The sequence below is a fragment of the Hathewaya limosa genome, from assembly GCF_030815255.1.
Taxonomy (GTDB): Bacteria; Bacillota; Clostridia; order Clostridiales; family Clostridiaceae; genus Hathewaya; species Hathewaya limosa.
Map to the genome: position 1 here is coordinate 116,602 of NZ_JAUSWN010000006.1, position 11,631 is coordinate 128,232.

Consider the following 11,631-nt stretch of genomic DNA (forward strand, 5'->3'; position numbering starts at 1 on the left):
AGATGGCTAAAAATAAAATGAAAAAAGTAGCAAATGCAAATGGGTCTGTTGCTACAGAAGCTCCGGGAAATAGTGGTAATCTATTCAAAATTATAATTATAGTATTATTGGTATTAATATTATTAGGAGGAGCTATATTTGCTGGATTTATGTATGCTAATTCTAAAAATCCAATTTCAAAGAATATAAACAACAACTTTAGGAATAACTTTATAAAAGATTTAGTTATATGTCCATTAGATGAAAATACAATTAACTTAGCAGATAAAGATATTAAAAGATATATTAAAGTAAAAGTTTCATTAGGATATGAAAAAAATGCTAAGTTAGCTGCAGAGCTTGAAAAAGATAAAGATAAAGTAACTGATTGTGTTATAAGTGTCATAAGAGCTAAAAAAGCTGATGATTTAAATGCAGCTCATGAGGAAGATGTTAAAAAGACTATTAAAGATAAGGTAAATCAAATATTAATAAATGGACAAATAGAACAAGTGTATTTTAGTGAGATTTTAATACAGTAGTAAAGGAAAATAAAAAATGACATATGATTTATTTGAAATGTGTGTCAAAGTAATAATACTTTTACCAATTACCTTAGGAATGATATATTTCATAATAAAATATGGTAATGGTAAGTTACAAAGCTTTGGTACCAATAAAATTATGAAAGTGATAGAAAAAGTACAACTTTCTAAGGATTCTTGTATTGCAGTTATAGAAGTTTTAGGGGAGTATTATTTAGTTTCTATAGGTAATGGTAAAAGTGAAATATTATTAAAACTTGATAATGAGAAAATAGAAGAAATTTTTAATTCTAAAAAGTTTCAAGTAAAAAATAATAAAGGGATAAAAAAGTTAATCACTAAAATATATAAAAAGGAAGATTGTAATGAAGAAGAAAAGTAAATATGTGATGGTTGGCGTATTGGCATTAGTTTTTTTCTGTATGTGTAGCTATAAAGTAATGGCAGCACCCGCAACACCTAATTTGCCATCAGTAAATTTCTCTGTAAATGGGAAACCTGTAAATACTCCAACTCAGTATGTAGACAACATTAAAATTTTACTTTTAATGACTGTATTAACATTATTACCTTCAATAATCATTATGACAACTTCTTTTGTAAGGATCATAGTAGTATTTTCATTATTTAAAAATGCTATTGGAGCTCAACAGGCCATACCTAAAGAAGTATTAATGGGGCTTGCCTTATTTTTAACTTTCTTTATTATGGCCCCTACTTACAATAAGATTAATGATAATGCTATAAAGCCTTATTTAAATAACAAAATATCGCAAGAAGTAGCATGGCAAAAGGGAACTGAACCTCTTAGAGAGTTTATGTTAAAACAGACTAAAATAAAAGATTTAAAATTGTTTTTAGAAGTTGGAAACTTAGAGGATAAAGTAAAAGTAAAAGTGGATAAAAATGGTAAAGAAATCGTACAAAAGGGACAAAAAGTATACGATTATTCTAAAGTACCTATGTATGCTATAACACCTGCTTTTATGATAAGTGAATTAAAAACAGCATTTGAAATAGGATTCTTATTATTCGTGCCATTTTTAATTATAGATATAGTAACAGGAAGTATTCTTATGTCTATGGGTATGTTTATGGTACCACCTGTTATGATATCATTACCATTTAAATTACTCATATTTGTTATGGTAGATGGATGGAATTTATTAATTAGAGCTTTAATTTTAAGCTTTAGATGAGGTGTTGTAAATGTCAGAAAATATGATTATATCTGTACTTAAAGATGCTCTTAATACAAGCATATTAATCTCAGCACCAATTTTAATTGCAGCTACAGTTGTAGGACTTGTAATAGCTATATTGCAAGCTACTACGCAAATACAAGAACAAACTTTAACCTTTGTACCCAAAATGCTTGTAGCTGCATTAGTTGGTCTGTTATGTAGTAGTTGGATGTTACATAAATCAATGGAATTAACTAAAAGAATATTTGAACTTATAGCTAATATTACAAAGTAGGGGGATAAAACTTGTTAACAGAAGGAAATATTTTATTATTTTTAATGGTTTTATTTAGAATAACATCCTTTTTTACAGTAATACATGTATTCTTCCCTGCAGGAACACCTAGATATTTAAAATTACTTTTTTCATTACTTATGAGTTTTATAATATTTCCTATGATTACCACATTGAAAGTACCAGAATTTAATAATGCTTTTTCTATATTATATTATGGCGGAAATGAAATATTAATAGGAATTCTAATGGGATATGTTACGAATTTATGTTTTAATTTCATAAAAATGGCAGGGCAATATTTAGATGTTCACATAGGATTTGCTATGAGTACATTATTTGATCCGGCTAGTAATGAAAATGTAACATTAATAGAAAAATTAATGAATTTAACTGCAATATTATTTTTTTTAATGTTAGATGGTCATCATATCCTAATAAAAACTTTAATAAATAGTTATAAAGTTATAGGAGTAGGTAAATCTATACTTATTTCACAAAGCTTTACTAAAATTATGGATGCCTTTATGTATTTCTTCATTTTAGGTATTCGAATATCTTTACCTATAACTTTAGTAATTTTAATAATAAATTTAATTTTAGGGTTAGCATCTAGGGCAGTACCACAGTTAAATGTTATGATCCTAGGTATGCCTTTAAAGATCGCAGTTGGTATTTTTACCTTTATTATAGGGTTGCCCTTAATGTTTAAACTTTTTAGATTAGGGTTTCAAGAGATACCAAAACATATTATTCATATATTAAAAATTGCACCAGTAGCCTTTGTGTTTGCTGATAATGGAGATAAAACGGAAGAAGCTACACCAAAGAAAAAAAGTGATGCTAGAAAAAAAGGACAAGTAGCTAAAAGTAAAGAAGTTAGTATGACATTAACTTTAATATGTTTAACCTTTGTTTTAATGGCCTTTGGTGATTTTGTTTTTAATGAAATGAAAAATATTATGCAAATATTTTTAAATAACTATCTAAAACCTGGAATTACATTTAATATGTTAAAGAATATATTAATTATTTCATTGGAGAGATCAGCGATAACGTTTTTACCTATAGCAATTCCTATTTTAATTATAGGGGTTTGTGGTAACCTAATTCAAACAGGATTTTTGTTTACCAAAGATCCATTGAAGCCTAATTTTGCAAAATTAAATCCTATTGAAGGGTTTAAAAAACTTTTTTCAGTTCGTTCTTTAGCTGAAATGATTAAAAGTATTGCAATCATAAGTATATTACTTTATGTTGGATACAATTTTGCCGTTAGTAATTTTAATGATGTACTTATTATTTCAAATTTAAGTTTTAATGTGTTGCCTGGTAAACTAAATAAATTAGTTGGACAAATACTTTTTAAGTTTTCACTTACAATGAGTATTATTTCTGTAATGGATTATGTATTCCAATATCGCCAACACAAAAAAGACTTAAGAATGTCCAAGCAAGAAATTAAGGAAGAGTTTAAACAAATGGAGGGAGATCCTCAAATAAAATCTAAGATAAGACAAAAACAAAGAGAAATGGCTATGAGAAGAATGATGCAAAGTGTTCCGGATGCCACAGTTGTTATTACAAATCCAACACATTTTGCAGTAGCATTAAAATATGAAGATGATGGTAAAAGTGCACCTAAAGTAGTAGCGAAAGGCGCTGACAGGGTAGCACTTAAGATAAAAGAAATTGCCTTAGAAAATAAAGTACCAATATTTGAAAATAAAATGTTAGCAAGAACTATATATGATACAGTAGAACTAGAAAATGAAATACCACAAGACTTATATCAAGCTGTAGCTGAAATATTGGCGCTTGTATATAAATTAAAGAAATAAAGGGTGATATCTAAGATGGAAAGTAATAGAAGAGGTCGATTGAAAAACAATTTAGATATGATTATTGCCTTTGGAGTTGTAGGTATAGTATTAATGCTTATAATCCCTGTACCTACAGGACTTTTAGATTTTTTACTTGCAGTAAACATATCGGTTGCAATGATGATCTTATTAACAACAATGTTTACAACAAATGTACTACAGTTTTCAATATTTCCTTCTTTATTGTTAGTCACAACCTTATTTAGGTTGGCCTTAAATATTTCTTCTACTAAACTTATATTAGGAGAAGGATTTGCAGGGAGTATTATAGAAACTTTTGGAACTTTCGTTGTAAAAGGTAACTTCGTTGTTGGAGTTATTATATTTATTATCATAGTAGTTATCCAATTTGTTGTTATTACCAATGGTGCAGGAAGAGTATCAGAGGTTGCAGCTAGATTTACATTGGATGCTATGCCAGGTAAACAAATGAGTATAGATGCTGATTTAAACTCAGGATTAATAGATGAAGATCAAGCTAAAAAAAGAAGATTAGATCTTCAAAGAGAAGCTGATTTCTTTGGGGCTATGGATGGTGCTTCAAAGTTCGTAAAAGGTGATGCCATAGTTGGTATCTTAATAACATTAATAAATGTTATTGGTGGTATTGTAATTGGAATGCTTATGAAAAATTTAAGTGGTGCAGAGGCAGTAGATAAGTATATAAAACTTACTATTGGGGATGGGCTTGTAGGTCAGATTCCAGCATTACTTATTTCTACAGCATCAGGTATTATAACTACACGTTCTGGTAATAGTGAAAACTTTGGTACAACACTTGGAAATCAGATGACAAGTTTTCCAAAGGTTATAGCATTATTATGTCCTATATTATTGATTTTGTCTTTAATACCAGGTATGCCTAAATTTGTTTTTATAGTACTTTCAATAATGGCAGGATGTAGTGCATACTTTTTAAATAAAGATCAAAAGCAGCAAGAAATAGAAAAGGTTGAAATTCAGGAAAAAGAAATTCAAGAAATTGAGAAAAATGAACCTGAAAATGTTATGAATTTAATACAAGTAGAACCTATGGAAATAGAAATAGGATATGGCTTGATACCTTTAGCAGATGAAGTAACAGGTGGAGACTTGCTTCAAAGAATTGCATCGGTTAGACGTCAATGTGCTATAGAGATGGGTATAATAGTTCAACCTATAAGAATTAGAGATAATCTACAACTTCAAAATAATGAATATCTAATTAAAATCAGAGGAACTGTTGTAGTAAAAGGTGATCTTATGCCTAACATGTTACTTTGCATGAATCCTAGTAATGAGGAAATTTCATTAGAGGGTATAAATACCGTAGAACCAACCTTTGGACTTCCTGCATTATGGATTAATAAAGATCAAAGAGAAGAGGCAGAAATAAAAGGACTTACAGTAGTAGATCCAACTACAGTACTTGTAACGCACTTGTCAGAAATTATTAAGCAACATTGTTATGAGCTATTAGGAAGACAAGAAACTAAGATGATTTTAGACAATGTGAAAGAAAAATATAGTGCTGTTGTAGAAGAATTAGTTCCAGATTTAATGACTATAGGTGAGGTTCAAAAGGTTCTTCAAAACTTATTAAAAGAGAGAGTGTCTATAAAAGATACTGTTACAATATTTGAATCTTTAGCAGATAATTCAAGAAATACTAAGGATATAGAACTTCTTACAGAGTATGTTAGATTCTCACTAGGACGTAGTATTTGTAATCCGTTAATTACAGATGATAGAAGTCTTACAGTAGTTACATTAGAACCTAGCTTAGAGAAATTAATAGAAAATAATATTCAGAGATCTATGCAAGGAAGTTTTCCTGCACTAGATCCAGAGATTACTAAGAATATTTTTGAAAGTATTAATGAAACTGTAGAAAACGTGTACTTTAATGAAAATCAACCTATTATATTAGTTTCACCAAATATTAGACCAGCTTTTAGAAAACTTATAGAAATGGTATTTCCTCAAATAATTGTACTTTCACTTAATGAAGTACCAAATGATGTGCAAATTAGAACTGAGGGAGTTGTTGAAGTGTAATGTTAGTTAAAAAATATTTAGTAAGAAATATGAGTGAAGGAATGGCTAGAATAAAGTCTGAAGTAGGACAAGATGCTATTATAATTTCACAAAAAAAAGTAAGACAAAAAGGATTAAAAGGTTTTTTTTCTCCTAAACTTATAGAAATTACAGTGGCTTCAGAGGGAGCTAAAAAAACAAATTCTATAAATAATAATCTTTTAAGTAATACTGTAACTAATAAAAGTATAAATAAGAGTATTTCTAAAAGTACTTCTTTAAATAATAATGAAAATTTAAAAGAAGAAGTAACAGATATGAAAAAACTTTTATATGCTATGTATTCAAATATGAATACCGAGGATATGAAAAAAGGTGAGGTTCTTAAAAACTATAAAGAATTCTTACTTTCAAAGGATGTATCTTCAGAGTTTACAGCTAAAATAATAGAAGATTTAAAACCTAAGGGTGCTAATGAAGAAAAGTTAGAAAAAGAACTTATAAAAAAATCTATAATAAATATGATGTCTTGGGAATTTTGCAATAATGAAGCTAAGCAAGGAATATTTGCTTTTGTGGGACCTACAGGAGTGGGGAAAACCACTACTATAGCTAAACTTGCTGGAAAATATACTTTGCTATATAAGAAAAAGGTAGGATTAATTACTGTAGATACTTATAGAATAGGTGCTGTAGAGCAATTAAAAACTTATGCTGAAATTATGAATATACCATTTTCTGTTGTCTTTAATATTAAAGAAATGGAAGATGCTATAAAAAAAATGCAAGATTGTGATGTTATTTTAGTAGATACAACAGGTAGAAGTAGTAAAAATTTAATGCAACTTCAAGAGTTAAGAGCTTTTGTAAATAAAACAAATGCTGATAGAACTTATCTAGTCTTAAGTTCTACAACTAAGTTAAGTGATATAAGTTCTATTATAGAAGGATATAAAATATTAAATTATAATAATTTAATTCTTACTAAATTAGATGAAACCACTACTTATGGTTCAATATTAAATGTAATAAATCAAAGTGGAGTTCCTTTAAGCTATTTAACTACAGGTCAAAATGTTCCAGAGGATATTAAAAATCTTGATAAAGGACAATTGTTAGATTTAATACTAGGAGAGGAAAATTTATGCTAGATCAAGCGGCAAAATTAAGAGAACTAGTACAGGAGTCGCAGGGTAATGACTATGATGAATTAAGAAGAAAAAAACATCAAAGGGTCATTACCATAGCTTCTGGAAAAGGTGGAGTTGGAAAAAGTAATATAGTAGTTAACTTAGCTTTAGCTTTAAGAGATCAAGGAGCAAAAGTATTAATTTTTGATGCTGATATTGGAATGAGTAATGATCATGTACTTATGAATACAAAAGTAAGGTACAATGTTTTCGATTTAACTAATAATTATATGGATATAGAAGAAGTAATGGTTAAGGGTCCTCTAGGAGTAGATTTAATTTCTGGAGGGTCAGCTTTAGATAAAGTATACAATATGACAGAAGAAGAGAGAAAAATTTTTTTAAACAAGCTTTCAAAATTAGAAGGATATGATTTTATTTTAATAGATTCAGGAGCTGGAATAAATAAAGATATATTAAGTTTTATAGCTGCTAGTGACGATTTTATTGTTATAACCACTCCTGAACCAACTTCTTTAACGGATGCTTATAGTTTAATAAAGACTGTTAATCATTTTGAAATTAAATCATCTGCAAAAGTTATTATTAATAGGGTACTTCATAAAGAAGAAGGGGAATTAACTTATAAAAGATTTAAAAATGTTTCTAAAAGATATTTAGGAATAAATATGGAATTGTTAGGATATATATTTGATGATAGGAAGTTAGTTCAGGCTGTAAGGGAACAAAGACCAGTATACTTAAAGTATCCTAGTAGTCCAGCAAGTAAATCTATAAGAGAAATAAGTAAAACCTTATATTCGGTGCCAAATATTGGCGATAAAGAACAAGGATTTCAAGGATTTTTCAAAAATCTATTTAATTTATTCTCTTAAACATAAATAAAGGAGGCAAGGTTATGAATGCTTTTATAGCAAAAACAGAAGATAAAGAGGAAGTAGTAAAAGAATATATACCGTTAGTAAAATATATTGCCTCAAGGGTTATAATTGGCAAAACTAAATATGTTGAATTTGAAGATTTAGTTGGATATGGAATGGTCGGGCTAATGGATGCTATAAATAAATTTGATGCTACTAAGGGAATGAAGTTTTCAACTTATGCATCTATAAGAATTAAAGGCGCAATTATAGATGAAATTAGAAAAAATAGCCCTATTTCTAAAGGTGCAATGAACAAGTTAAATAGATATAATGAAGCTATAGAAAAATTACAAAAGGAATTATTTAGAGAACCTACGCTAGAAGAAATTTCCAGGGAAATGGGAATTCCTATAGAAAATATTAGTGAGATAGAAAATTACATAAATTATATATCTACGGTTTCATTGGAAGATATGATTTTTTCAAAGGAAGATGATATTCCTTTAATGGGTATTGTAGAGGATAAAAAAAGTCCATGTCCAGAAGAAGTTGTAGAAGAAAAAGAATTATTAGAAATACTTGCCAAGGCAATTGATGATTTAAATGAAAAGGACAGGACTGTTTTATCACTTTATTATTATGAAGGATTTACATTAAAGCAAATTGGAAAAGTGTTATCTGTTTCAGAATCTAGAGTATGTCAATTACATAGTAGAGCTATAGTACATTTAAGAAAAATAATTGAAAAAATGAAGTATTATAATTAAAACATAGTTTAGGAAGTAATGAAAATGATAATTTTTTTATTGACTATAGGAATAATTTTAATAATATATAGTGTTTTAGGTATAAAAAAAGAAGAAAAAGGATTTAATAATTTCTTAGAAGGTAGTTTTGAAAATGCTAAGGATGAAAAACTTGAAATCGGAATTTTAAGAAAAGAAATTGCTGAGACTTTAACAGAAATTCAAAAGGACTTAGTTAGTATGGAAGATGAAATAGCAGAATTAAAAGTATTTAAAGAAAGTTTAAAAAATGTTAAAGAAAGTAATTCAAGTTTAAATATAAACTTTGATTGTAAAAAGGACGATAATATAAAATCGAATGAAAATAGAAAACTTGAAATCAAAAAACTTTTAGAGGAAGGACATTCTGTAGAAGAGATTAGTGCTAACTTTAATATAGGAAAGGGTGAGGTCTTATTAATAAGAGATTTATATCAAAAATAGAGCCTTTTCTAAACATTTTGAAGGACAAGAAATTTTTACTAGGATTAGGTGTGGGTATAATAATTTCTACATTGTTAATTTTTAAAAGTTCTTATAGCTATTCTATAAGTGATGCACAAGTGGAAAAAAGAGCTCTTGAAATGGGCATGATATATAAGGATAATCAAAAAGTAAAAATTGATGAGGTGAAAAAATAATGATAAGAGGGTTATATACAGCAATTTCTGGAATGATAACAGGAGAAGCAAAACAAGGCGTAATAACTAATAATCTTGCAAATGCCAATACCAATGGTTTTAAATGTGATAATTTAGCTGTTAAAAATTTTGGTGATGTTATGCTTTACAACTATGATAAGGTTGTTGGAAATAAAAACTATAAAAATAACATAGGGCAAATTAGTAAAGGAAGTGCTATCGATACGGTAGATACTCATTTTACACAAGGAATTTTACAACAGACTAAAAGAGATAAAGATTTTGCTATTGAAGGTAGAGGATTTTTTACTGTAAATAGAAATGGTAAAGAATATTATACTAGAGATGGACATTTTAATGTTAATTTAGATGGATATCTTACAAGTGATAATGGAGATCTAATACAAGGATTTGATTTATATACAGGCAGACGAGGTCCTATAAAAGTTGACGCAGGTGATATATCATGTACTCCTAATGGTAATATAAGAGTTAATGGTGTAGAAAAATATAAACTTGATGTTAAAGATTTTCAAAATTATAATACCCTTAAAAAAGTAGGGGATAATTTATATGAAGGAAATGGTGCTAGAGAAGCAGTAAATTACAATGTTAGAAATAGAACCATTGAAAAGTCTAATGTAAATATCATAAAAGAAACTATAGATATGATGAATAATAGTAAGGCATTTGAAAGTAATCAAAAAGTTGTACAAACTATTGATGAGACTTTAGGTAAAGCTGTTAATGAAATTGGAAGATGCTAGATATTAGGGGAGTGTTAAAAAATGTATAGACTTACGTGGACAAGTAAGGGAGCTATGATGGCTCAACAAGAAAAATTAGATAGTATTTCTAATAATATGGCCAATGTTAATACAACTGGATATAAAAAAGTTACAGTAGGTTTTTCAGATCTTTTAAATGAGTCTTTAGTTCGTAGAGGATATCCGTTAATAGATGAAAAGAACGGAAGGCTTCAACATAGCACTGGGGTTAAACCTAATAAATGGATAAGGGAAAATGTTCAAGGAAGTTTAAAAGAAACAGGTATAACAACTGATCTTGCGTTAGATGGAGATGGATATTTTCAAATAGAGATTCCAGAGGGAAATAGATCTTATAAAGCATTTACAAGAGATGGATCTTTTAAAATAGATGTTAAAGGTGACTTAGTTGATGGTAATGGAAATTATGTTGCTATAATGAAAAATGGTAATAAAGTGAGATTAAGTGATCTTGGAGTAAGAGTAAGTTCAGATAATATCTCTATTTCAACAGATGGAGATATTAATATTAAAAATGGTAATAATATTATAGATGCAGGAAAAATACAAGTTAAAAAATTTGTAGGGAATAATGCACTAGAATCTAAGGGAAATAGTGTATATGTTCCTAAACAAGGAGCTACAGAATTACCAGCAGATGATTATAGTATTCATTCAGGATATGTTGAATTATCAAATGTAGATCTTGGAGATGAAATGACAGATCTTATCATAACTCAAAGAGCCTTCCAATTAAGTGCTAATGCTCTTAAAACATCAGATGAAATGTGGGGAATGGTGAACAACCTAAGAGGAAGATAGTAAGTAAGAAGTTATAAATTAAATAATATAAAAAACATCACTAGTGTTTAATAAATGGATTTAAAATCCTATTGACAATAATCTTATGTAATAAAGTTCTATTTATACCATCAATATATAAATGAAAATAGCCAGCACCTTTGCTTTAATATAATTACCACCATCATATCGCAAAGGAGTTGCTGACTATTTATGAATAATTATATCACTATCTTTGAAAAATTGTTAGATATTATTAATTGGAACACCTTGAAAAAGTCTGCGTATAAGTTAGATATTAACTATAATATAGCATCAAATCATTTAAAAACCCACCTATATTTTCACTTAGCGAAGCTAGACAGTTTAAGGGATATTGATGATTTTATGCAATCAGATTCTAAACTAAAGGAATCAATAAAAAGCGTTAGCCTGGGGATGTTATCCAACTATAACAATCATATCGATTATAATGTTTATATCCCAATATTGAGTGAACTAATTTCTAATGCTTTAAAACAATTGCCTATAAATGAGAAAATCAAAAAGTTTGGAAACATAAAACTAATAGATTCTTCAACTATAAGCATAGCTAAAACTTATTTTGAATGGGCAAAATTTCGATCTACAAAAGCGGGAATAAAACTTCATACAAAGTTCAACTTAAACAAAGGAATTCCAGAACTTATAGTTGTATCTAATGCCAAATCTCATGATAGAA

General features: G+C 28.2%; 14 protein-coding genes. All 14 read left to right on the plus strand.

Translation table 11 applies throughout. The features are described 5' to 3' along the window. Window positions 1-2 precede the first annotated feature (2 nt). The gene (locus QOZ93_RS05005) at window positions 3-521 is read left to right on the plus strand and encodes a flagellar basal body-associated FliL family protein (protein WP_307355356.1); all 519 of its coding nucleotides are present in this window, start codon (window positions 3-5) and stop codon (window positions 519-521) included. Window positions 522-537: 16 nt separating this feature from the next. After that, window positions 538-906, plus strand: a complete 369-nt coding sequence (locus QOZ93_RS05010) for a flagellar biosynthetic protein FliO (RefSeq protein ID WP_307355357.1) — start codon at window positions 538-540, stop codon at window positions 904-906. Next, window positions 890-1,723, plus strand: coding sequence for a flagellar type III secretion system pore protein FliP (gene fliP / locus QOZ93_RS05015; RefSeq protein WP_307355358.1), 834 nt, complete (start codon window positions 890-892; stop codon window positions 1,721-1,723). The genes QOZ93_RS05010 and fliP overlap by 17 nt, the downstream gene beginning before the upstream one ends. A 10-nt stretch (window positions 1,724-1,733) precedes the next feature. After that, the gene (gene fliQ, locus QOZ93_RS05020; protein ID WP_111941746.1) at window positions 1,734-2,003 is read left to right on the plus strand and encodes a flagellar biosynthesis protein FliQ; all 270 of its coding nucleotides are present in this window, start codon (window positions 1,734-1,736) and stop codon (window positions 2,001-2,003) included. A gap of 11 nt (window positions 2,004-2,014) precedes the next feature. Then, window positions 2,015-3,844, plus strand: a complete 1,830-nt coding sequence (locus QOZ93_RS05025) for a fused FliR family export protein/FlhB family type III secretion system protein (protein ID WP_307355359.1) — start codon at window positions 2,015-2,017, stop codon at window positions 3,842-3,844. Window positions 3,845-3,859: 15 nt separating this feature from the next. Next, entirely contained in the window at window positions 3,860-5,923 is a 2,064-nt protein-coding gene (gene flhA, locus QOZ93_RS05030) for a flagellar biosynthesis protein FlhA (RefSeq protein WP_307355360.1), read from the plus strand. Then, window positions 5,923-7,053, plus strand: a complete 1,131-nt coding sequence (gene flhF / locus QOZ93_RS05035) for a flagellar biosynthesis GTPase FlhF (protein ID WP_307355361.1) — start codon at window positions 5,923-5,925, stop codon at window positions 7,051-7,053. The genes flhA and flhF overlap by 1 nt, the downstream gene beginning before the upstream one ends. Beyond that, a complete protein-coding gene (locus QOZ93_RS05040; RefSeq protein WP_307355362.1) occupies window positions 7,047-7,928 on the plus strand; it encodes a MinD/ParA family protein in 882 nt (293 codons plus the stop codon). Before flhF ends, QOZ93_RS05040 begins: the two co-directional genes overlap by 7 nt. Before the next feature lie 23 nt (window positions 7,929-7,951). Continuing rightward, complete coding sequence (locus QOZ93_RS05045; RefSeq protein ID WP_307355363.1) at window positions 7,952-8,683, plus strand: FliA/WhiG family RNA polymerase sigma factor; 732 nt, start codon at window positions 7,952-7,954, stop codon at window positions 8,681-8,683. A 24-nt stretch (window positions 8,684-8,707) separates the two neighbouring features. After that, complete coding sequence (locus QOZ93_RS05050; protein WP_307355364.1) at window positions 8,708-9,145, plus strand: DUF6115 domain-containing protein; 438 nt, start codon at window positions 8,708-8,710, stop codon at window positions 9,143-9,145. A 17-nt stretch (window positions 9,146-9,162) separates the two neighbouring features. Next, window positions 9,163-9,342 (plus strand): hypothetical protein, encoded by a 180-nt coding sequence (locus QOZ93_RS05055; RefSeq protein WP_307355365.1) that lies wholly within the window; start codon window positions 9,163-9,165, stop codon window positions 9,340-9,342. Continuing rightward, window positions 9,342-10,109 carry a flagellar hook-basal body complex protein gene (locus tag QOZ93_RS05060; protein WP_307355366.1) on the plus strand — a complete coding sequence of 256 codons (768 nt, stop codon included), beginning with the start codon at window positions 9,342-9,344 and terminating at the stop codon, window positions 10,107-10,109. The genes QOZ93_RS05055 and QOZ93_RS05060 overlap by 1 nt, the downstream gene beginning before the upstream one ends. 21 nt (window positions 10,110-10,130) lie before the next feature. Continuing rightward, complete coding sequence (locus tag QOZ93_RS05065) at window positions 10,131-10,931, plus strand: flagellar hook-basal body complex protein (protein WP_307355367.1); 801 nt, start codon at window positions 10,131-10,133, stop codon at window positions 10,929-10,931. Window positions 10,932-11,123: 192 nt separating this feature from the next. Beyond that, on the plus strand, window positions 11,124-11,631 hold a 508-nt coding region (locus tag QOZ93_RS05070), incomplete at its 3' end, for a DUF4372 domain-containing protein (RefSeq protein WP_307355368.1).